18 protein-coding genes are annotated in these 21,601 nt (G+C 60.8%); 16 read left to right on the top strand and 2 right to left on the bottom strand.

Annotated elements, in window-relative coordinates; translation table 11 throughout:
- The first annotated feature begins 2 nt into the window (after nt 1-2).
- From ACGLHR_RS27255 to ACGLHR_RS27265, 3 genes are all read left to right on the top strand, one after another.
- Complete coding sequence (locus ACGLHR_RS27255) at nt 3-653, top strand: PRTRC system protein A (RefSeq protein WP_400097315.1); 651 nt, start codon at nt 3-5, stop codon at nt 651-653.
- Nucleotides 634-1,482: a PRTRC system ThiF family protein gene (locus ACGLHR_RS27260; RefSeq protein WP_400097317.1), complete on the top strand. Its 849-nt coding sequence runs from the start codon at nt 634-636 to the stop codon at nt 1,480-1,482. Before ACGLHR_RS27255 ends, ACGLHR_RS27260 begins: the two co-directional genes overlap by 20 nt.
- A 69-nt stretch (nt 1,483-1,551) precedes the next feature.
- A complete protein-coding gene (locus ACGLHR_RS27265; protein WP_400097319.1) occupies nt 1,552-2,076 on the top strand; it encodes a hypothetical protein in 525 nt (174 codons plus the stop codon).
- A gap of 955 nt (nt 2,077-3,031) precedes the next feature.
- Here the strand turns inward: ACGLHR_RS27265 and ACGLHR_RS27270 are convergent.
- A complete protein-coding gene (locus tag ACGLHR_RS27270) occupies nt 3,032-3,910 on the bottom strand; it encodes a helix-turn-helix domain-containing protein (protein WP_400097320.1) in 879 nt (292 codons plus the stop codon).
- A gap of 30 nt (nt 3,911-3,940) precedes the next feature.
- Between ACGLHR_RS27270 and ACGLHR_RS27275 the strand changes: the two genes are divergently transcribed.
- The 13 genes from ACGLHR_RS27275 (at nt 3,941) to ACGLHR_RS27335 (ending at nt 20,679) form a co-directional block, all read left to right on the top strand.
- Nucleotides 3,941-4,924: a Bug family tripartite tricarboxylate transporter substrate binding protein gene (locus ACGLHR_RS27275; protein ID WP_400097322.1), complete on the top strand. Its 984-nt coding sequence runs from the start codon at nt 3,941-3,943 to the stop codon at nt 4,922-4,924.
- An 11-nt stretch (nt 4,925-4,935) separates the two neighbouring features.
- Nucleotides 4,936-7,254, top strand: coding sequence for a molybdopterin-dependent oxidoreductase (locus tag ACGLHR_RS27280; protein ID WP_400097324.1), 2,319 nt, complete (start codon nt 4,936-4,938; stop codon nt 7,252-7,254).
- 2,802 nt (nt 7,255-10,056) lie between these two features.
- Nucleotides 10,057-10,317 (top strand): XRE family transcriptional regulator, encoded by a 261-nt coding sequence (locus tag ACGLHR_RS27285; RefSeq protein ID WP_400097326.1) that lies wholly within the window; start codon nt 10,057-10,059, stop codon nt 10,315-10,317.
- Nucleotides 10,318-10,558: 241 nt separating this feature from the next.
- Nucleotides 10,559-11,302 carry an acetoacetyl-CoA reductase gene (gene phbB, locus ACGLHR_RS27290; protein WP_400097328.1) on the top strand — a complete coding sequence of 248 codons (744 nt, stop codon included), beginning with the start codon at nt 10,559-10,561 and terminating at the stop codon, nt 11,300-11,302.
- Between the two features lie 170 nt (nt 11,303-11,472).
- Entirely contained in the window at nt 11,473-12,051 is a 579-nt protein-coding gene (locus tag ACGLHR_RS27295) for a phasin family protein (RefSeq protein WP_400097330.1), read from the top strand.
- 524 nt (nt 12,052-12,575) lie between these two features.
- On the top strand, nt 12,576-12,953 hold the full coding sequence (locus ACGLHR_RS27300) for an NUDIX hydrolase (RefSeq protein WP_400097332.1): 378 nt from the start codon (nt 12,576-12,578) through the stop codon (nt 12,951-12,953).
- A gap of 614 nt (nt 12,954-13,567) precedes the next feature.
- A complete protein-coding gene (locus ACGLHR_RS27305; protein ID WP_400097334.1) occupies nt 13,568-13,846 on the top strand; it encodes a hypothetical protein in 279 nt (92 codons plus the stop codon).
- Nucleotides 13,847-14,069: 223 nt separating this feature from the next.
- Nucleotides 14,070-15,053, top strand: coding sequence for a hypothetical protein (locus ACGLHR_RS27310; protein WP_400097336.1), 984 nt, complete (start codon nt 14,070-14,072; stop codon nt 15,051-15,053).
- A complete protein-coding gene (locus tag ACGLHR_RS27315; RefSeq protein ID WP_400097338.1) occupies nt 15,050-15,409 on the top strand; it encodes a copper resistance protein CopC in 360 nt (119 codons plus the stop codon). Before ACGLHR_RS27310 ends, ACGLHR_RS27315 begins: the two co-directional genes overlap by 4 nt.
- Nucleotides 15,410-15,415: 6 nt before the next feature.
- On the top strand, nt 15,416-16,585 hold the full coding sequence (locus tag ACGLHR_RS27320) for a copper resistance D family protein (RefSeq protein ID WP_400097340.1): 1,170 nt from the start codon (nt 15,416-15,418) through the stop codon (nt 16,583-16,585).
- Nucleotides 16,586-16,710: 125 nt separating this feature from the next.
- Entirely contained in the window at nt 16,711-18,942 is a 2,232-nt protein-coding gene (locus tag ACGLHR_RS27325) for a TonB-dependent receptor (RefSeq protein ID WP_400097347.1), read from the top strand.
- Nucleotides 18,943-18,967: 25 nt separating this feature from the next.
- Nucleotides 18,968-20,179: a sialidase family protein gene (locus ACGLHR_RS27330; RefSeq protein ID WP_400097342.1), complete on the top strand. Its 1,212-nt coding sequence runs from the start codon at nt 18,968-18,970 to the stop codon at nt 20,177-20,179.
- Entirely contained in the window at nt 20,176-20,679 is a 504-nt protein-coding gene (locus tag ACGLHR_RS27335; protein WP_400097344.1) for a TlpA family protein disulfide reductase, read from the top strand. Before ACGLHR_RS27330 ends, ACGLHR_RS27335 begins: the two co-directional genes overlap by 4 nt.
- A 306-nt stretch (nt 20,680-20,985) precedes the next feature.
- Here ACGLHR_RS27335 and ACGLHR_RS27340 read toward each other — a convergent pair whose 3' ends face one another.
- Complete coding sequence (locus ACGLHR_RS27340) at nt 20,986-21,306, bottom strand: helix-turn-helix domain-containing protein (RefSeq protein ID WP_400097345.1); 321 nt, start codon at nt 21,304-21,306, stop codon at nt 20,986-20,988.
- Nucleotides 21,307-21,601 lie beyond the last annotated feature (295 nt).

The raw sequence follows: 21,601 nt of genomic DNA on the forward strand, positions 1-21,601 counted from the left end.
CCATGAACCCTTTCGATTCCACATTGCAACGCTCCTTCCCGACCGTCATGGTCCCAACGAGGGAGCCCGTCGCAGAGATGACAACAGCAGGCGAGCGCTTGCTTGTCGCGAGCAACGGCGTATTCATCGAGATCTTTCGGCCCTGGATCCGGCTCATCCGCCGCATCAGCAGCTACGCCGTCTCAACGGCCATCCCCTATGGGGTTGTCGAGGAGGTGACCGAACTGCTGTGCGGCCGAGTTCCGCCAGAGCTGATCGGCGCCTTTGCCGAGCAGGCGAGGGCGGCGCGTCCCAATGAAACTGGTGGGTGGATTGTCTGGAACCCCGGGACCAAGGTGTTTCGCTTGGTGCCGGTGGTCGTGCTGTCGCATGACAGCGCCAGCCTCCGCTACGACCGGCCGCAACTCCCCGACGGCGAAGTCCTGGTGGCCGATTGCCACTCGCACGGGCGTTTCGCCGCTGGCTTCTCAACGACCGATGACCAAGACGATCGCTTTGACGTGAAGTTTGCGGTTGTGCTTGGCCGCTGTCATACCCGAAGCATGGATGTCGCCTTGCGTCTCTGCGCGAAGGGGATCTTCGAGCGTTCCCGCAACATTCCGGTGTCCTGGTTGGATGCCGTTGGAGAAGCCAATGACTTTGCTGCAGCATAGGATTCCGCCGTGCATGATCAATGGGGCGTGGAAGGTGGTCGTGGTCGGTGCCGGCGGCACGGGCAGCGCCCTGCTGCCGAACCTGGCGCGACTGCACCATGCCATGCTCGAGCTCGGCCATCCCGGTGGCATTGACTGCACCGTCTACGACGACGACACCGTGAGCGAAACCAATGTCGGCCGCCAGGGTTTCTACCCGGCGGACGTTGGCGGCTACAAGGCGCTGTTGCTGGTCAACCGGCTCAACGTCCTCATGGGCACACGATGGGTCGCGGTACCCCGCAAACTGGACGCCGCCGAGGCAGTGCACGCCGATCTGGTGATCGGGTGCGTCGATACCCGTGCAGCGCGAAAAGCGATTCTGTCGGCGAGCGGCCAGGGCGGGGGAGCCTATTACCTCGACTGCGGCAACGAAACGGATCGTGGCCAGGTCATCCTGGGGGAAATCAGGCAACCTCACCCGGGGCGCCTGCCCCACGTTGGGGACCTGTTCCCGGATCTGGTCGACCCGGCTGGCGACAAGGAAGACACCGCGCCGTCTTGCTCGATGGCCGACGCACTGCGCAAGCAGTCATTGGTCATCAACCAGGCGATTGGTGTTCAAGCCTTCAACCTGCTGTGGACGTTCTATCGCACCGGCGCACTCCCGTATTCGGGGGTGTTCGTCAACCTGGCGACCGGCCGGACCAATCCGCTGGCGCTGGACCCGGCGGCTTGGGCGAGATTTGGGTACGTTGACCAAGTTCCGCGCCCGAGCAAAAAGGAAAGCAGCAAGCAGCGCAAGTCGCCGCGCAGCCGCACCGGTGCGGCGCAGGCAACCGCAGTTTGAACACAGCAATGCAGTAACCCGCGCCACGGCCTGTGGCGTGTTCCCTCAAGTCCCATCGGGCGAATGTCCATGCCCGATGGCATGGCTTCGCCCGTCCTCTATCAAGGTGAAACCATGAACAAGCTCTTTGCAACCCTTGCCGCAATCGCCATGCTGAGCGGCTGCGCCGTCGAGCACACGTCCTCCAATGTCTACCGAGGCATGGAGGCGTTGCACGGCGGCCAGGTCGAGCACGCGTCGGTCGTACGGGTGCGTGCTGTCATCATCCAGGGTAGCGTGACGCCGGGCTATGGCGCGTTCTCGGGTCTTGCCGGCATTGCCGGTGCGATCGTGGGCTCCGTCGTTGGCTCGCAGGCCATCGGTGGTGGCCGTGGCAGGTATGTCGCTGCGGCCATCGCCGGCCCAGTTGCGGGTATCGTTGCGCAGCAGGTTGCTGAACGCGCGTCGAACCCCAGCCGGCAGGGCTACGAAATTGTCGTTCGCACGGATCTGGGGCGACTTGTGGCCATCACGCAGGATGCAGATCAACCGTTTGCCCCTGGCGATCGGGTGATGCTCGTGTCCAGCGGCGGCGCCATGCGCGTAACCCGCTAGCAATCCTCGGGCCTCGCCCAACGCAATCAGACGCTCCCCACCATTGGGGTGTTTCCTCAAGGGGCAATCGACCCATCAATCAACAGAAATCTTAACCCGTGCGGGAAAAGCTCCCGTACGGGGAGCGCTTCTCGCGATCATAGGAGAAACGAAATGGGCAATCGTTCGATGACTTACATCATCCTGGCAAGGGGTGTGAGGCTAACGGACGACGTATCTCGATATCTGAAGGATAGCGTGGTGTTGTCCGATGAACGCGGACGACTTTTCGTCTATGAGAGCAATTTCATACCGATATGGGCCCGCGATGCACTGGGCCTCGCGTGCACGCTGGATTTGGAGAAAGCGGTTGCAATTCAGCGGTTCCTTGGCACGCTTCCACGCGACGCGCTCTACATGAAGCGCGAAGGCACAGAGTGTGGCACTCGGGGCCGTTCAATGACGAGCCTGACGTGGAGGAAATCGACGCAGCGTATGCGGAAGCGCTGTCCGAAAATGGTAGCGATGAGACCTCAGGGCCGTCGACCCTCGCAAATGATGTTGAGGCGGGCTAACCGTTAGCCCATCAATCTGAAACCCACGCCCGCCGTGCTCCCCCTTGTGGGGCGCCGGCGGGCTTTCTATTTCCGGGGATTGCCGTGAATGGCAACGGCCGATACCGCGCTGTAGGCCTATCGTAAGAGTTGCTAGACCAGCTCGGATTTTTTCAGATCAGAGTTCCCCTGTTCGAGCCACTGCACCCGCTCCATGCCTGTCCTGAGAGCAGTCGGCACCGGTCGCCCGTCGATGCCGCCGGCATTGCTTGACGCCCGATATGTGTCGTAGGCGACGCGGATATGGGAGGGGCTTCTTCTGTTTGGTGGCGTGCGGGATGGGGAGCCGAGGCGGTGACGGTATAGTTCACGGAACGATAGGAAGGCCGAGTTCGGCCAGGAAGCGTCGTTGGCCCGTGCGGTCACCCGATCGTTCGAACGTCGGCTTCAGCCACGTCAGCGGACTTTGAGGCGAAACCTCGCCTTTTCAGCCGACCGGGCGAATAACCAAAGAATTGCCTGAACGCATGGGCGTAAGCGCCTTCGCCGGAGTAACCTAGGGCAACGGCAATATCGAGGAGGCGTCGATACCCCTGGCGATGCAGTTCCAGCGCTTTGGTCATGCGGGCATGAATTCTCCATTGCTGGAACGACCGCCCCGTTAATCTCAAGAAGGCGCGCTGCAGGGTTTTCTCGCTAGCGCCTGCCTGTGTTGCCCATTCCGCCAGTGTGCGGGTATCCGCAGGGTCTTTCTCCAGCGCGCGACAGATGAGCGCGATACGCGGATCGTCCGGAATCGGCACGCCAGCTGCCTCACGAGGGGCCTCGCAGATTTCTTCCACGATGACGAGGGTTTTCCAGTGGCGCACTTCGGGCCGGATAGCGAGTTCGGCCCAACGCCCGGCATCGAGTATTAATTCCCTGAGCAGTGGGCTGACGAAGGTTACCGAGAACGCCGGCTCGGAAAGCAGGCTCGCATCGATATACACGCTGTGATAGCGGTAGGGACGCTCCATAAGCACGGCGTGTGGCATCTGCGGCGGAATCCATGCCGCCTGGCTAGGACCCAGGCGCACCAGGTGATGCTCGGTCTCGAGCAGAGTGGCGCCGTGTTCCGGGTAGAGCAACTGGCCACACGCGTGAGTATGGAGTGAAGTTTCCCCCGACTTGCCTTCACGCACCACCGCACGCAACAGCTCCCCATCCATCGCGACGGGCAGAGTGAGCGGGACGGACTTCATATGTCGGTTCCTCGCCGAAAACTGACTGATTTCAGGCGGCGCCGCATGGACGCGATCCATATAGTTCCTGCGATGTAACGGAGGAATGTCATGATAGAGAGTACCCGCCGTCAGCTTATGGCAGCTATGGCATTGACTGGCCTCGCATGGAGCGTGACGGGCTTCACACAACGGTTTCCGGAGAAGCTTATCACCATCGTGGTCGCCTATCCACCAGGCAGCGATACCGATGTCATGGCACGCTTGTACGGCGAAAAGCTCGCTTCGCGGCTAAGGCAGCCGGTGCTTGTCGTCAATCGCGCGGGTGCTTCGGGCATGGTCGGTAGTAGCTATGTGGCGCACGCGGCGGCCGATGGCTATACGTTGCTATTTGCGCCGTCGACGTTCGCGACGGCCCCGCTGGTGTTGAAACGGGCGGACAGCGTTGGCTACAACCCGGTCACGGATTTCGCGTCCGTCATTCAGACGAGCACGTCGTCCATGCTCCTGGTTGCCAATCCTTCTGCAGGTTTCAAGAATCTGGCCGACGTGCTGCAAGCGTCAAAGCAAGGCAAAGCCTTGACGTATGGCACTTCTGGCTCGGGATCGCCCATGCATATCCTTGGCGAATGGCTCAATCGGGCGACGGGGGCCAAGCTGCAACATGTACCGTACAAAGGGGTCGTGCCATCGGTTACCGACGTCGTCGCCGGGCACATTCCCGTCGCGTTCGTCACTGTCGGCGTCGCACGCGAGTATCTCAGGGCGGGTAAGCTGGCAGCCATCGCGGTTGCCGATCCGGGCCGTTCGCCCTTCCTGCCCGACGTGCCCACCATCGCGGAGTCCGGCTATCCCGAGGTGCGGCTGAGAGCCTGGAATGCGTCCTTCGCCCCTGCGGGCACACCGGCGCCAGTAGTGCGGTTGCTCAATGAGCAGTTGGCCGAGGTACTGCGCTTGCCCGACGTGATCGAGAAGCTGGCCGGGCTATCTGCGGTGCCCGCCGGAGGGCTGCCCGAGAGTCTGGGAACCCAGGTTGCGTCGGACTACGACCAGCTGGGCCAGCGTATACGAGAACTGCGGATTCAGGCGGATTAAACTGCGAGGGAATGACCGTGACGCTCCGATCTGTCCAGACAGCCTCCCACTGGGGCGTCTACAACGTAATTACCAACGAGCACGGCGCGATCGTCGATACTGTGCCATTCGCCGCTGATCCAAATCCTGCGACCTTTGTCGGCGGCCTGCCTGAGATCGTGCGTGGACGTTTGCGCATCGACCAGCCCTACATCCGGTCTGGCTACTTGCGCACGCGCAAAGGGGGAGGCCGTGGCAGCGATTCGTTTGTGCCTGCTAGCTGGGAACAGGCGCTGAGCCTCGCCGCCGCAGCACTCGCCGGTGTCAAGGCGGAGCATGGGAACGAGGCCATCTACGGCGGGTCTTACGGATGGGCAAGCGCCGGGCGGCTGCATCACGGCCCCAGCGTGCTGAAGCGCTTTCTGGGTTTACATGGCGGGTATGTGGACAAGCGCGGCAATCATAGTTTTGGCGCGGCGCTGGGCATCATGCCGTATGTCCTGGGGCGCAGCGACATTACCCAACTGGTGCCCTCATGGCCAGAAGTGGCCGCTTCGACGCAACTGATGGTGATGTTCGGGGGAGCCGCCCTGAAGAACACCCAGCTTGACCCCGGCGGTGCTGTCGTCCATGACAACCCGGACTGGTATCAGAAGGTAAGCGGCGGGCGTCCCCTGTTCGTCAGCATCAGCCCATCCCGTGCCGACCTGCCGGCCGGGCTGCGGGGAGACTGGATACCGATACGGCCGCAAACCGATACCGCCATGATGCTGGGCATCGCCCACACTCTGGCGACGGAAGGTTTGCACGACCGCGACTTCCTGGCCCGCTATTGCGAAGGCTACCGCTACTTCGAGGACTATCTGCTGGGACGAGGCGGCGGAGGCCCACGCAATGCGGAATGGGCTGAGGGCATCACCGGAGTTCCCGCAGCCCAGATTCGAGCGCTTGCCAGGAGAATGGCCGCCAGCCGCACCATGATCAATCTGAGCTGGTCGGTGCAGCGCTCGGATCATGGCGAGCAGCCGGTATGGATGGTGATTACGCTGGCCGCCATGCTTGGCCAGATAGGACTGCCAGGAGGCGGCTTCAGCATAGGCTTCGGCGCGGTGAACGGCATGATGGCGCCGCGCGTCGAGGGCATGCCCAGGCCAACGCTTCCGCTTGGGCCAAATGCAGTCAAGACCTATGTGCCGGTTGGTCGGGTAGCGGACATGTTGCTGCATCCAGGACAGCAGATTGAGTGTTTCGGGCAGACGATCACTCTACCGAAGATCAAGCTGCTTTATTCCGTCGGCGGCAATCCGTTCCACCACAATGCGAATCTCAACCGATTTCTGCAGGCTTGGCAGACCCCCGATACCGTGATTGTCCATGAACCCTGGTGGAATCCGGCGGCCAAGCATGCCGACATCGTGTTGCCGGCCACTACGACAATGGAACGCAACGATATTCTTGCTCACGAGAATTCGCCGTATTGGCTCGCCATGCGCCAGGTTATCCCCCATGTAGGGAGCGCAAGAAACGATCTTGACATCCTTGCCGAACTGGCCAGCAAGCTTGGCTTCGGTCAATCGTATACAGAGGGGAGGGATGAATCGGGCTGGCTGCGGCATATGTATGGCGTGGCTGCGGGCAAAGCCCGGAATGCTGGCTTTTCCCCCCCTGACTTCGATACATTCTGGGCCGCCGGGCAGTTTGTTTTTCCCCAGCCGGATGTCGGGCCCGTGCTGTTGGAGGCATTCCGTTGTGATCCGGTACGCCATCCTCTCGCGACACCCTCCGGCAAGATCGAACTCTACTCGCGCACCATCGAGCAGTTCGGCTATGACGATTGCCCGCCCCATCCTGCCTGGCTGGAACCCGAAGAATGGTTGGGTGGTTCGCAGGCGGCGAAGTTTCCGCTGCATCTGTTGTCCAATCAGCCCGCCACGCGCCTGCACAGCCAGCTTGACCCCGCCCTGCCCAGCAGGATGAGCAAGATCGCCTCGCGTGAGCCGATCGCTATCCATTCCGTCGACGCGGCGGCGCGAGGCATCTGCGCGGGCGACGTCGTGAGAATCTTCAACGAGCGCGGGGCTTTCCTGGCGGGCGCTGTGATTGCGGACTACCTCCTGCCCGGAGTGCTTCAAATTGCCACTGGTGCCTGGTATGACCCGCTGCATGCCGGTCAGCCCGGCACGCTCGAGAAACACGGCAATCCGAATGTCGTGACCTTGGACAAAGGGACTTCCCGCCTGACGCAAGGCTCGGTGGCGCAAACGGCTCTGGTCGATATCGAGAAATACGCCGACCCGCCCCCGGTCAGTGCATTTGACACGCCTGAAATAGAAAACTGTTCCTGGGAATGAGACGGCCTCTATGCCGTCCGCGGGGACCGGTTTCCTCCCAAGCAAGGCGAGCAGCTTTGCCGCGCTTGGCCCGGGAATCGCCTTGTTGGGAACCAGCATCAGCGCAACGAGGCTGGGGCGAGGACATGTCAAAGGCGCCGTGCATTTGCTTGTCGATGAACCGCCCCAGCTTCGTCGGCGCCGGGCGTGGAAAACGGTGCAGGACTTCACGCTCTATCGAACAGGCCTTCTCCGCGGCGTAGCTCCCTAGCGTCATCGCCATGCAAGCGCGAAGGGGCGCTACTAGCTCCTTCAGACGTTCAAAGAATCAATCCCGAATGTCCGTGAAGGGAAGTGGCCGACCGGCTTCTCATCCCTCGCCGCCCGCTTCCGGCAAGTTTCAGGCATTCGCAATAGCAAGCGGCGACAACCGTTAAGGGTCGGCTTGAGCCCTTCGTTCACCCCGGAAATTGGCATCCTTAAAAAGAGTTTGGCGAACTATCAGGCGTGCCGCCCCCCCGGCACGAAGCCCAGAGCGTCTTCGCGCTCCCGCGAGCGGGTGGCTGGGGCAAACTCCTTGGCCGCGCGGGCGACGGTAGATGCCAACGGGCCAGTGGATTTATCGGGATTGCATAAGGCAACAGGTCGTCGTATCGACAGACCAGCCGATCAGAGAGGAACCGAAGCTGTCCCCCTGGAGGGTACGGAATTTTTATGAGAAGATTGTGCGCCACAAGCGCAGCGAGAGGACATCAGGCTCTGTAATGCGCCCGGGTTTTTCCATATTTGCCAGGATCCAACCATAGGCGATGCATTTTCTCGAACAGAGTGCAGTGCCGTGACACTGATCGAGAACTCAACCGGTCGCTGGAAGGAAATGCATATGTCTAGCCTTCCAAAGCTTAGAATGCCCCGTTGGCGGGTCGTTGGCGGGACCCTCGCCTGGCGCCGAACAAGGAAAAGCGGTAAATTATGCTCGCGTCTCCCAACCCATGGGGCAACCGGCTGGCTCGCCATCCCGCTTAGCGGAAACTCTTTTGCAAAATCCAACGGACGAGAAGGTCGCGGAACCGGCAGCGGACGGCAGTTCTTCCTCCAAGAATTTGTCACGTCACAATGACGCAGCATCCAGCATCAATCCTTCTCGAATCGACGCAAGGCGCTCGCGGCAGGACTGAATATCGTCTGGACTGCGAAAGTGTGACGGTCGCATCTGGCGGCCTCGTGGTCGATGGCGTGGACATACGGCGCCTGCTGGCTCTCAGTTGGGCGCCGGAATTTGTGTCCTTCGATGCTTGGGGCCAACGCCACCGCTACAAAGTCGGCCCCATGGCACTCGTACGCCCGCGGCGCGCATTGTTCCAATTCGCTTAGTGCGCCAGCATCACCCTGGTGCGCTGCCATAAGCACCGCCCATGCTAGATACAAGAGGCCGACCATGAGAGAGCAGGCGGCCAAAGCCCAATAACAGCGGACACCATGGTGGGGCGCCCTTCACCGTCTTGGCGGTGCTTGCACGCTCTCGGGCGCTTTCAAGATTCAAGCTTATTGTTGCGCCACGTATCCACGCTGCGAACCCCCTCGGAGGTGGGGGTACCGAGGATAAGCGCCTGGTGCCGAATACCTTCTTTCGACTGGCCGCTGTTGCGCTATGTCGCGTAGGACGTGCGCCTTAGCCCCGTCGCCCGACTGCTTTGAGGACGGACTGTCCGCGATGGGTGAGACGAGGGCTTGCTTGGCCTGAGGAGCCTTTCTCAATCGTGACGAGTTGGTGCCCTACCAGCGCGTCAATTGCCATGGGGTCCAAGTAAAAAGGGTCAGGAGAATCCTTGACCAAGATCAGTGTGGCGATTTCATGAGGACTCAGCATATTCGCCTCCCGCGTGTTCTTATGTTTGCCGGGTTCGTCGGGGGAAGCTATGGTACTTGCGTCGGATCAGACTCCTCAATATATGACAGGTAACAGTTTGTGTCGCTTGATTGGCGCCAAAACGCAGGCGAAGTTCCGGACTGGCAGGCGAACTTTGCCGCAGCATCTATGGCGGTTCAGGGGAAGACTTACGCGCCGAACTAAATCGCAGCCGCCGCACACACGCATGTGCAGTTGGGTAGCCAACGTGCGCTAGCTTGCCATCTTCTCACCATGGACTGAGCCACCAACGCTTTCGTGGCCGAAGAGGATCGCAGTGCAGACCGCAGCATATTCGAACGCGATTCCCCTCTCCCAGCGCCCTCCCTGTCGACCAGATCGTGTCGAGCAACCTGCCTGGCCGCCCTAACTCCTCGGCAATAACATCATCGAGGCATTCAGGCAGCACTGTTGCCTGCTTGTGTTCCGGACCTGCCGGAGGCCTTGTGAGTATCTAAGGCCTTACCAGATCCGACCGCACAGACAATCGCGCTGCATTGCAGCGCGTGACATTCAAGGTGCTCATATCAGTTTTTGAGGGCTTTAATACAGATCTGCAGGGGACCTGTCTGCACCACTTATGCGCCGCCGCACAGGACCGGACCGATGCCCCCGCCTCGCTCTGGCTTTTTTCGTCCGCCCCCCTTGAGATCAGTCTTCGCTGGCTGTCGCGACAATGCGCCTTCCTCGCAACTTCTGGACGATTGGCCCGACTGGCCTCCAGCCCCTTGTCCTTGTTACGAGGTGATGAAATCGCTTTGGGTCCGTGGACTACTTGCGGCCATAAGCGTCCTAGTGTTTACCCGATTTGTATTATCGAATGTATGCACCAATAATCCTGCCCTCAGCCGGCACCATATTGGCGCATCGACGCTCCAGGGCCATGTTGAAGAACAACAAAAGAGGAGGGCCACATGTTTCGATTCGAGTATGGGACGACCAATGTCTACGCGCTGCTTGGCTTCGCGGACGCCGAGGAAATTCCGTTAAAGGCGGAAATCGTGAAGGACATGACGGTATGTATGAGAGCCGCGGGCATGACCTTGTCCGACGCTGCAGCCATGCTCGAGACGCTTCAGTCGGATCTCGCCCTGGTTCTCTGCGGTAAATTTCAAGACATTCGAGCAGACGAGTTGCGCGGTTGGCTCGCGCGCCTTACCTCCCGGTTGTGGTGATTGCAGCGCCATCACCCAAAAGAGAGTTGTCCGGCCAAGCCGGTATCTAGCCATTCGGTGCCCCAAACAGTCGAATGACACAGAACGGAAAAATAACCGCGCTAGCCTGTCGCGGCAGCGTTATTTGTTGGCGCCATGTGCATACGTGGTGGTAGTGGTGGTAGTGGTCGAAAGCCGAACACAGAATCGGCGGGACGGTCGGAAGATAGGGGTCATACAAACTTTGACAGAGACAAGCCGGATGACGAAACGAATTGCATTGGTGACTGGTGGTATGGGAGGTTTGGGGGAGGCTGTCAGCGTTAGGCTGCACGACGCCGCCTACGACGTGGTCGTGACTCACACGCCAGGGAACCCGAATGTGCACAACTGGCTAGCCACCATGGAAGCTGCCGGCCGCAATTTCCGTGCGTACGCGCTAGACGTTGCGGACTACGATGCCTGCCAGACAACGATGGCAAAGATTCTTGCCGAGGTCGGCCAGGTCGACATCTTGGTTAATAACGCCGGCATCACCCGCGACATGGCCTTCAAGAAGATGGATAAGGTCAACTGGGACGCCGTGGTTCGCACCAACCTGGATTCGGTGTTCAACGTGACCAAGCCTCTGTGTGAAGGCATGGTGGAGCGGGGCTGGGGGCGCATCATCAATATCTCGTCCATCAATGGTTCGAAGGGCGCGTTCGGGCAAACCAACTATGCGGCCGCGAAGGCGGGCATGCACGGGTTCACGAAGTCGCTCGCGCTGGAGGTGGCTCGCAAGGGGGTGACGGTCAACACGATCTCTCCGGGTTACTTGGCGACCAAGATGGTCACCGCCGTGCCGCAGGAGATCATGGATACAAAGATCCTGCCTCAGATTCCGGTGGGGCGCCTTGGCAAACCGGAGGAAGTGGCAACCCTGGTTGCCTATCTGTGCTCCGAGGATGCGGCCTATGTGACCGGATCCAATATTGCGATCAACGGCGGGCAGCACATGCAATGACCGACGGGGCGGAACATGGTTCTGCCCCCTTTGCGACTCCGTATCGCGGGAGCACATAGAGGTCTACTTCACACGCGATTCACCATCAGTGCCCGCCTTTTAAGTGAAGACGACTGAGTGTCCAAACGCGTGTCGGTAGAGCGAAAAATCATTCACCATCGGAGAGCAGCGTGATCTTTACTCAGGAACAAATCTTGTCGGTACAACGATCCAACCTCGAATCCCTGTGCAGCCTGACATCCAAGGCCATCGAAGGCTTTGAGAAGCTCGTTGAGCTGAATATACAAGTCGCGAAAACGGCTCTGACGGAAAATCTGGACGGCGCTAAGCGCGCGCTCTCCGCCAAGGAGCCGCGGGATCTGCTTGAGGTCCACGCGTCGCTGGTGCAGCCGGCTGGCGAGAAGGCTATGGCTTACGCCCGCCACCTCTATGAGATCACATCGGAAGCGCAGAGAGAGTTCGCCAAAGTGGCAAGGGCTATGTTGACTGAGGGCTCACAGAACCTGCGAGAGACTGTCGACAACCTCGCCAAGAATGCGCCGGCCGGCACGGAATCGGCCGTGGCGATCGTGAAGTCGGCGATTACCGCCGCCGACAATGCCTACGAGTCGGTCGAGAAGGCCGCGGCACAAGCCGTGGAATTTGCTGAATCCAATATCCAGGCCGCCGCTACTGTGGCAACGAATGCCGCACAGCAAGTCGGCGTGACGGCTCGTACCGCCTCGAAGAAGACTTCGACTTCCGCCTAATCCTGCTGCAGCGATCCTCTGAAGCCCGGCCTGCCTCGGTCGGGCTGACTTCCTCTTGCCGGGCGCGTGAAACCGGCGATGCGTCAGCGCACGGCCTTCCCGGATTCATAGTTGAACTCGTAGAAGCCCATAGCAGGGGCGACGCTACCTGGCCGTTGGGTATTCAAGTATTGGACCTCGGAACAGGAGCAGGCGATCATTCATGCGGTCAGCGGCGGCCGTCCCCTTGTCGGTCAAGCGGACCTCCCGACATTCGCTGCCGGGTCTCCAGTCTCCCCCTCAGCGGCGGCGGCAAGGACGCGACCGCATGCGACGGTCTAGCGCATCATGACGATCCCGCCAAGGATGGCCAAGACAACCACCAGGACAATAACCAAGTGTATACATCCCTTTCGCGTGTGCGGCAGGTCGTCGATGCCATTCGATTAGATGACCGCGAGATGACCGCGGCCATTTTAGCGCAGAAACATTGTCTCGAAGAGCTGGTATGATGCATTTTGGCAAGACTTCTAGTGTACGGGCGGATGGTGAAATCGAAGGTCAGGGCCACAGTAGTTTGCGCTCGCGGCGACCGTGTGCTGCTTGTTTCTAAGGACGGAAACAAATGGGCTCTGCCTGGTGGTCGCCCGAGCAAGGACGAGACATTCGCTGATGCAGCAGGCAGAGAACTGGAGGAAGAGACGACCCTGGTCGCCAAGGGGCTTGGCTTCTTGTTTCAGGTAGTCGGCGCGACGACGGTGCATCACGTTTTTAGAGCAAACATCGGCAAGACTGCCGCTCCGAAGCCGAGCAAGGAAATTGAGCGTTGCCAGTGGTTCTCGCTTGCGGAGATCGATGAGATCGTCGTCAATCCCACAACACGCCATATCGTTGAGTCGTTTTTTGCGGTACGCCGACGCTGAATGCTTGGAACGCCCGTGGCAGAATAAAGCGGCCGTGCCCATGAGAAATCACTGCCTTCTGGATTCCGTCGGCACTACGATGTGAGTGACTTCGTCAGGAAGAAAGCTCCTATACGCTAGCGAAAGCGCAATGGTCCGCTTTGGCCGAACTTCGGTCGTTCGCAGAGCAGTGTGCGAATGACCGTGAAGGGTCCGGGAAGAGCCGTCTGCTACCGTGGCGGCTGGCGTGCGTCCCGGCTCGCTACTTCCCATAATCGATATGGTTTGCATAATCGGCCATTTCGGTCATTTCGGCCGTTCGCTTCAGTCGCAGCGCTCAGGTGCTTTGGCCGAGAAGCGGATATCGGTAGCCCTCCGGCCAACGACACTGCCCATCCTTAGGGCACACGTTGTGCCCAGCTGCGCGTGGTGGAGACGGGCTACCGCTGATTCATCAGCACCGCGCTCAGATATTGTCATTGCGGATTGTGAAATTTACCTCACATTCACCTTGCGCGCTGGTACGCGTCGCCTAAACTGAACGAGCGGGTGACATTCAGACTGCGACTTAGTTCCCCACGCCGATGCGCAAGCTATGTGTAACGTAATCACTGAGTGGATTGGAGAGGAAATCTATGAAGAAGACTCTGTTCCCGGTCATCGCGGCGATATTGATGGCTATCCCGGCAACATCAGCGTTTGCCCATAAAGATACCCCTGGAATCATCGGTGAGCACGACATGACTGGAACCGTGAAACAGATTGACCACAAGAAAGGGACGTTGACACTCCAGACCAAGGGCGGCCCCACTCTGCACTTGCATTTTCCAGCGGACGACCTCAAGGACGTCAAAAATGGGGATGCCATAACCGTTCATCTTGGCTTCACCAAGGGCGGAGATGGGAATAAGTAGTCATTCTTTTTCCTAGGGTATCCTCACTTCGAGAGTCGCCAAAATGCGTGCGGCGAAATTTCCATTTCGGCGACCCTCTATCATACATAGCACGAAGAAACACTTGGCTTTCAGGCCTCGCCGCCAGACAGTTCGCGCAGATGACGGAAAAGAATAATCAATGAAAGACATTATTAATTAGCGACCGTGCCATGGAGTCTCCGCAGTTAATGGTGGACTAAACATGATAAATGCCGTCAAAAACAAACTCATCGGTAGTTTGATAATTGCGGTGGTCACTCAGGTGTTATTCAGTTCGCCCTCTTACGCCCACGGCGTCGTCGGCAAGCGCTTCTTGCCCGCCACCATCACGGTGGACGATCCGTTTGTGGCCGATGAGATGAGCTTCGTGGTTGGGCACCGCAAGCTTCCACTGGACGAAAAAAGCAACGCGACTTCAGGTGGCGGCGAAGCGGGGCAACCTGCCGGTACGCCGGGGGTTCATACCACGACGTTTTCCACCGAACTCAGTAAGCGCATTACCCCCGACTTTGGCATCTCGCTCGGCGCCACCTATCAACGCGTCAGGCCCAGCGACGATACTGTCGCCCAACATGGTTTCGCCAATCTTGGGCTTGGACTCAAGTACCAGTTGATCAAGAATGCGGAGCATGAAGGGATTCTTTCCCTGGGGCTTGATGCCGACCTCGGTGGTACCGGCAGCCACCGGGTCGGCGCTGAATCCTTCTCTACCATTTCCCCGGCGATCTTCTACGGCAAGGGCTTTGGCGATCTGCCGGACGCGATGAAATATTTGCGGCCGCTGGCAATCACCGGCATTCTCTCGCCAGAGTTGCCCACGCTGCGCTCAGAACCTGACAGGCTGAACTGGGGCTTCACAGTACAGTACAGCCTGCAGTATCTGCAGTCCTACGTAAAGGACGTCGGACTCGGCGCCCCATTCGACCGCCTCATCGCGCTGGTCGAGGTCCCGGTGAAAACCTGCATCAGCAAAGATTGTTCCGGTCAGACGACCGGCACGGTGAATCCCGGTTTCATGTGGTTTGGCAAATATATGCAGGTCGGCCTGGAAGCGGCGATTCCGGTCAATAGGCGGGTGGGGCCACGACATCGGGGTATTCATTCAGCTTCACCTGTTTCTGGACGATATGTTTCCCAAGGGCTATGGGAAGCCATTCCTGCCATGACACGAAGGTACAGGCGATGAGAGCCCGGTTGGCTGCCGCTGCACTGTGGGGTCTGCTCTGGTCCCAAACGGTTGCGGCACATGCCTTTCCGGAGCGGGCGGAACCCCGCGTGGGGGCGGTCACAGAGAGTTTGCCCAGCCATGTTCGCATCTGGTTCGATGCGGATCTCGAGCCCGCCTTCAGCACCTTGCGCGTGCTCGACGCGCAGGGGCGACAGGTCAACCGGGACTCCGGGCAGGTCAATGCTGAGCACGCTCGTCTGCTCGAGGCACGCCTGCCACCGCTGGCTCCAGGCGCCTACCACGTGTTCTGGCGCGTGATCGCCCGTGATGGCCACGCGACGGAAGGAGACTACTCTTTTACAGTTGGGCGATAGACCACCATGGACCACACGATGATGGCAACAAACGTTGGCAGCATCGTGGTCACCGCGGCCGATCTGCTCGCGCTGACCACGTGTATCGGCGTCCTCGGCTTCCGCATCTGGGTTGTCGCATTCAAGGACAGGACGTCGTATCCTTCGCCCGATTTCCTGATGCCGTTATGGTGGACGCTTGGCATCTGCCTGGCAGTGCTCACCCTCAGCAGCATCGGCGAACTGCTGCGGCGCGCCCTGGAGATGAGCGGCCGCCCAATTGGAGAACTCGCGCCAATGCTGCCTGCTGTACTATCCAAGACCCACTTTGGGCGCGTCTGGCTGCTCCGTCTTATCGCACTAGCGGTGTTGTGGCTGGGCTGGCGACAAAGGCGTGGCCTCGATTCACCAGGCGTCTCGGCTGCGATGTTGGCGGCAGCCTGCCTGATTGCAGCCAGCAGAAGCTTGTCCGGCCACGCGGCGGACTGGGGTGACATCACGATCCCCGAACTGGTGGACTGGATGCATCTTCTGGCCGTATCCCTCTGGGGCGGCAGCCTGATCGCCCTTACCGTCACTGGATTTCACACCCTTACCGAACGCGCCGATGAGCGGCGCCAGGTCGTGGCTGCCATGGTGAGCCGCTGGTCGGCGCTCGCTGGCGCGGCGCTGGCCGTGGTCATCCTGACCGGTATTTACAACGCCTGGCTTGAAGTGCAGAGTTTCGAGGCGTTGTTGACAACGGCGTATGGACGCCTTCTGCTGGTCAAGCTGTCGCTGGTCCTGATCATCGTCACGCTGGGCGCTGCCAATCGCTATCTTAGCCTCCCTTCGTTGCACGCCTGGGCGACCGGCGCGGCCAGCATCGACAAGCCATCGAGCCTATTGGCGACGATCCTGTCTTTCCTTACCCTGGAGTGGAGTCGGCAGAGAACGCACCGCCCACTGAAGCGATTTGTGCGCAGGGCGATGTTGGAAGGAATCTTCATCATTGGGGCGATAATCTGCGTGGCCGTGCTCGTCGGCCAGATGCCCGCCCGGCATGTCAATCGCATGCCGGCCGGTCACCCCATGCATACCAGCGGCGTGGCTCCTCGCGTGCTGATTTGCCGGTCATCCCACGCCGATGGTGTAGCCGACCCATACCTGCGCGCCGCGGCGCTATGTCGCACCCGCCTGCGGCGGGCCGGCACATAAAATGAAGGCGCTCTCGGCGCGGGAGGCCCCAATATGGGGAGCGCACTGGGCGCGAGCTACAAAGACGATAATAAGGTTGTCCTGTGAATAGAAATCACATTGCACTAGCCGCCTCGGCAGCGCTGATGGGTCCTGGTCTTGCCGGCGCGCAGGTCGCCGCTCCCGAGCCGCTGCAAGAGGTAGTGGTCTCGGCCAAGTCCGACCGCAGCGAGACGCCGGGCACGCCGCCAAATACGCCGTCGCCGGCCTACGGCATCAGCAGCGCCCGGATGGCGGACTTCAATGTGGTGAACCCGGAGGACGCGCTGAAATACGCGCCAAACCTCGCGGTGCGCAAGCGCTTCATTGGGGATATCAATTCGATCATCTCGGTGCGCAGCACCAGCTCGCGCCAGTCGGCGCGAGGCCTAGTCTATGCGGACGGGCTGCTCCTGTCCAACCTGCTAGGTTCGGATTTCACCTTCCCGCCGCGCTGGTCGCTGGTCAACGCCGCCGAGATCGAGCGCATCGACGTGCTGTATGGCCCGTACTCTGCACTGTATCCGGGCAATTCGCTAGGCGCGACGGTATTGATTTCCACGCGCACCCCTGAAAAATTCGAGGGCGATGCCAGCGTCCAGCTATTTACCCAGCGTTTCGGCCTGTATGGAACGCACGAGAATTTCAACGGGTTTCACGCCAATGCCTACGTGGGTGACCGCGTCGGCGCGTTCTCCTACCTTGTGAGCGTGGATCGGCAAGGCAGCACGAGCCAGCCGCTGAGCTTCTATACCGCGGCGCGCTCGACCACCCGCGCCGGCTCCGCCGACAAGCCGGTCACCGGTGCGTTCTTCGACAAGGACCAGACAGGCGCCGACCGGGTCGTGATGGGAGTGAACAGCGAGGGTGTCACGCACACCATCCAGGACCAGCTCAAGGTCAAGCTCGGCTACGACATTACCAAGACCCTGCAGGCCCAGTTCACCGCCGCCTACTGGCAGCAGAACCGCTCCAGCACCACTGGCAGTTACCTGCGCGATGCCGCTGGCAACGTGGTATCGAACGGCAATGTGAATATCGGCGGCAATCGCTATGTGATCCCTGCCAATGCCTTTGCACCCAGCAACGGCGAGGACGCGCGCTGGCTCTACGGCCTGTCGCTGCGCACGCGCAACCAGACTGGCTGGAACTTCTCCGGTACAGCCTCCCTGTTTGACGTGAGCAAGGACATCAGCCGCACCGCCAATACCGCCGGCACCGGGCCGGGCACGGTGACCTTCGGCGATGGCACCGGCTGGCGCACCTTAGACCTGAAGGCCGATCACCGCCCCGAAAATCTGCCGGGCGGGCACTGGTTCACCTTCGGCTATCACTATGACAACTACCGGCTGAGCAATACGACCTACAACACCTCGGACTGGCAGGCGGCCACCCTTACTGCCTTCAACAATGCCTTTGCCGGCAAGACCGAGACGCAGGCGCTCTATGCGCAGGACGCCTGGTATTTTGCCGAGGACTGGAAGCTGATCCCCGGCGTGCGCTACGAACACTGGCGCGCCTACGATGGCAGCCGCAGCCAGCCCGGCGTGAACCTGGGGTACCCGGAACGCAGCAAATCCAACTGGTCGCCCAAGCTGGCGCTGGAGAAGGCGTTTGGCCAGGACTGGCTGGCCCGTCTCTCGCTGGGCCAGGCCTATCGTTACCCGACCGTCAGCGAGCTGTTCCAGGGCAGAATCACCGGCACCTCGCTGATCAACAACGATCCGAACCTGAAGCCCGAGCGCTCGTTCTCCAAGGACCTGACCTTCGAACGCACGCTGGACGCATCGCATTTGCGCTTGTCGCTGTACGAGGACGACATCCACGACGCGCTGGTGAGCCAGACCAATACCACCGTGTTCCCGACCGTGACCAGTTTCCAGAACGTCGATCGCGTGCGTACCCGCGGCATCGAACTGGCCTACGACGCGCGCGACCTTTTCATCAGCGGCTTCGACTTGGCCGCCAGCGGCGCCTACAACCATTCGAAGACGCTGGAGAATGCCAAAAACCCGACCTCGGTGGGCAAGTATTTCTACCGGATCCCGCAATGGCGCGCCAACCTGGTTGGCACCTATCGCATCACGCCGGCCTGGGCGGGCACGCTGGCCATGACCTATTCCGGGCGGCAGTACAATACGCTCGACAATTCGGACGTCAATCCCGACACCTTCGGCGGCACCAGCAGCTTCCTGACCTTCGACGTCAAGCTGACCTACCGGCCCGCCAGGAATGTGCGTCTAGGGCTTGGCATCGATAACGTGACCGACCAGCGCTATTACGTCTATCACCCGTATCCGGGCCGGACATTCTACGCCGAGGCGAAGGTCTCCTTTTAAGCGCCTGACGAGAGCGATAACAACCATGAAAGGCTCCCGCCTCATCCTCGCCGGTCTGATGGCCTTCGCCACAATGGCGGGCACGGCCCAGACCCAGACCCACGCCCACACCCACACCCATACCCCTACCCCTACCCAAAAGATGAGCGAACTCGGCAGCGGCGCTGCGTTCGATCGGGACGGGCGGCTGTGGGTTGCCTACAAGGATGGCCCCTATGTTGCGCTGCAATCGTCGGCCAACTTCGGCCGCAGCTTCGGCCCGGTGCAGCACGTCAACAGCGCGCCGGAGCTGGTCGCGGCAGATAACGACAGCCGGCCCAAGGTGGCAATCGGACGCGACGGCGAGATCTTCGTCACCTGGACCCAGCCGCTGGCCAAGCCCTACACTGGATTTATCCGTTTCGCCCGCTCCACCGATGGCGGCAAGTCCTTCGCCGCGCCGCTGACGGTACACGCCAACCGCGACGAGATTACGCATCGCTTCGATGCCATCGCGGTGGACCGCGCAGGCCGGATATTCGTGAGCTGGATCGACAAGCGTGACGTGGTAGCCGCCGAGGCGCGCAAGCAGCCATACGCGGGAGCTGCCATCTACTACGCGGTTTCGACGGACCATGGCACGACGTTCCAGGGCGACTACAAGATTGCGGACCAGTCGTGCGAATGCTGCCGCATCGCCATGTCGGCCACTCCCGACGGCAAGATGCTGGCACTGTGGCGCCACGTGTTCCCGCCCAACGCGCGCGACCATGCGCTGGCTTTGCTGGGCGCCGACGGCACCGCCACAGGCTTCCAGCGCGCCACCTTCGACGACTGGCGCATCGATGCGTGCCCGCATCACGGCCCGGGCGCCTCGGTGGCGCCGGACGGCACCTTGCACCTGGTCTGGTTCAATGTGCGCGAGGGCAAGCCGACGGTTTCGGTAGGTCGCTGGAAAGACGGCAAGTTGCTGGCGCCGCGCCCGCTCGACGATCCGCGTGCGCAGCATGCCGACATCGTCGCACTGGACGACAATGAGATCGCGGTGGCGTGGAAGTCGTTCGACGGGCAGCAGACCCGCTTGTCCGCCATGCTCTCGCACGACGGCGGCAAGACCTGGCAAACGCGGCAGGTGGCCCGCACCGATCGCGACTCCGACCAACCGCATCTGCTGCAGCACGCAGGCCGCGCCTACGTTTTGTGGCGTACCGAAGCCGAAGGCTTCCAGGTTTTCCCGCTGGCAAAGGAGGCCGCATGAAGCTCTCCCGCCGCAAGTTGCTGGCCGCCGCCGCCGCTCTACTGGTCACGGGCACCGCAAATGCAAGCGGCCCGCAGGCCGAACGCGTGGCCGTATTCGATTCCGCCACCGCCGCGCAACTGACCGCCGGCCACAAGGGCAAGCCCTTCGTGCTGCTGGTCTGGTCGCTCGACTGCGTCTATTGCAAGCGCAATTTCGAGGCGATCGGCAAGCTGCAGGCGCGCTATCCGGCGCTGCGCATCGTCACGCTGGCGATGGACAGCCCCGAAGCGCTGCTACAGGTGCGGCAGCTCCTCCAGCGCGTCAACCTGACACGCAATGCCTGGCTGTTCGGCCGCGAGCCGCAAGAACGCCTGCGCTACGCGGTCGACCCTGACTGGATGGGCGAGATGCCACGTACCTATTTCTATCGCGCCGACGGGCAGCGGCAAGGTGTGTCCGGCGTGATCAGTCCGTCGGATTGGAGCAAGCACCTGCGCTGGGCCGGTATCGCAAGCTGAGTTTGCACGGGCGGTGCAGGCGTGCCCAAAGGGCTCGATTTCGAGACAGCGAACGGCCGCACCGACGAGCGGGCATCCTGGCTCTGCCAGCAGAAGGTCCACTGAGTGCCAACTCGGCCGTCGCTCCGCATTCTGCGGTGGGCTATCAGCTTGACTCCAACCAGCCCACAATGCGGCGTTGAACGTTGAACCAAAGAAAAGAGCCACGCCCGGGTAGGGCGTGGCTTGGTACATCAGAGGTTGCTGCAGTCGACATAAGGGCAGGCGCGGAAGCGGGAGCCTATCGTCGATCACGGATGAGCTCCGCTATGCTGCCGTGGGCGTATCGAGTTCGCGTAGGACCTCGGGATGCGCTTTGGCGACCTTGAGCAAGGTGCTCGCTGCGCCAGTGGGTTTCCGTCGCCCTTGCTCCCATCCCTGCAACGTGCGTTTGGACACGCCAAGCAGTTGCGCAAATCGGGCTTGTGACAGCCCAGTTCGGTGGCGCGCTTCGGCAGCCTCGGGCACGGCGAACTGCCCTAGCGCAGTGCCTTCACCTGCGGTCATTTCGCGAACAGATTGCAGTAGCTCCGCAGCCAGATCACGCTTGGCGTCGCGTTCTTCAATTTCGGTATTGGTCACAGGCATTTCTCAATCTCCATCTTGATCTCCCGAAGAACGTGCCCCGGGATGGAATCGGCTTTCGACTTCGCATAAATGAGCAGGAGCCAGATTTCCCCATTCGCTAGCCGATTGAAATAGATTATGCGAACGCCACTGCTCTTTCCGGAGCCTTGGCGTGCCCAGCGGACTTTTCGCACTCCGCCGGAGTCTCTCACCACATCGCCGATCTCCGGATTGGCGGCTATTGATCTTTCCGTAAATCATGACATCACCACAACGTTGCCTGAACCCAGCACGCGGCGATGATCGAAGGCCGGTG

This window comes from Cupriavidus sp. CuC1, assembly GCF_044627735.1.
Classification (GTDB): domain Bacteria; phylum Pseudomonadota; class Gammaproteobacteria; order Burkholderiales; family Burkholderiaceae; genus Cupriavidus; species Cupriavidus ulmosensis.

Bases quoted from the DNA above. Each gene is read 5' to 3' on its own strand.
- ACGLHR_RS27255 (WP_400097315.1), top strand. From the start codon at position 3: ATGAACCCTTTCGATTCCACATTGCAACGCTCCTTCCCGACCGTCATG.
- ACGLHR_RS27260 (WP_400097317.1), top strand. From the start codon at position 634: ATGACTTTGCTGCAGCATAGGATTCCGCCGTGCATGATCAATGGGGCG.
- ACGLHR_RS27265 (WP_400097319.1), top strand. From the start codon at position 1,552: ATGCCCGATGGCATGGCTTCGCCCGTCCTCTATCAAGGTGAAACCATG.
- ACGLHR_RS27270 (WP_400097320.1), bottom strand. From the start codon at position 3,910: ATGGATCGCGTCCATGCGGCGCCGCCTGAAATCAGTCAGTTTTCGGCG.
- ACGLHR_RS27275 (WP_400097322.1), top strand. From the start codon at position 3,941: ATGATAGAGAGTACCCGCCGTCAGCTTATGGCAGCTATGGCATTGACT.
- ACGLHR_RS27280 (WP_400097324.1), top strand. From the start codon at position 4,936: ATGACCGTGACGCTCCGATCTGTCCAGACAGCCTCCCACTGGGGCGTC.
- ACGLHR_RS27285 (WP_400097326.1), top strand. From the start codon at position 10,057: ATGTTTCGATTCGAGTATGGGACGACCAATGTCTACGCGCTGCTTGGC.
- phbB (WP_400097328.1), top strand. From the start codon at position 10,559: ATGACGAAACGAATTGCATTGGTGACTGGTGGTATGGGAGGTTTGGGG.
- ACGLHR_RS27300 (WP_400097332.1), top strand. From the start codon at position 12,576: ATGGTGAAATCGAAGGTCAGGGCCACAGTAGTTTGCGCTCGCGGCGAC.
- ACGLHR_RS27305 (WP_400097334.1), top strand. From the start codon at position 13,568: ATGAAGAAGACTCTGTTCCCGGTCATCGCGGCGATATTGATGGCTATC.
- ACGLHR_RS27310 (WP_400097336.1), top strand. From the start codon at position 14,070: ATGATAAATGCCGTCAAAAACAAACTCATCGGTAGTTTGATAATTGCG.
- ACGLHR_RS27315 (WP_400097338.1), top strand. From the start codon at position 15,050: ATGAGAGCCCGGTTGGCTGCCGCTGCACTGTGGGGTCTGCTCTGGTCC.
- ACGLHR_RS27320 (WP_400097340.1), top strand. From the start codon at position 15,416: ATGGACCACACGATGATGGCAACAAACGTTGGCAGCATCGTGGTCACC.
- ACGLHR_RS27325 (WP_400097347.1), top strand. From the start codon at position 16,711: ATGGGTCCTGGTCTTGCCGGCGCGCAGGTCGCCGCTCCCGAGCCGCTG.
- ACGLHR_RS27330 (WP_400097342.1), top strand. From the start codon at position 18,968: ATGAAAGGCTCCCGCCTCATCCTCGCCGGTCTGATGGCCTTCGCCACA.
- ACGLHR_RS27335 (WP_400097344.1), top strand. From the start codon at position 20,176: ATGAAGCTCTCCCGCCGCAAGTTGCTGGCCGCCGCCGCCGCTCTACTG.
- ACGLHR_RS27340 (WP_400097345.1), bottom strand. From the start codon at position 21,306: ATGCCTGTGACCAATACCGAAATTGAAGAACGCGACGCCAAGCGTGAT.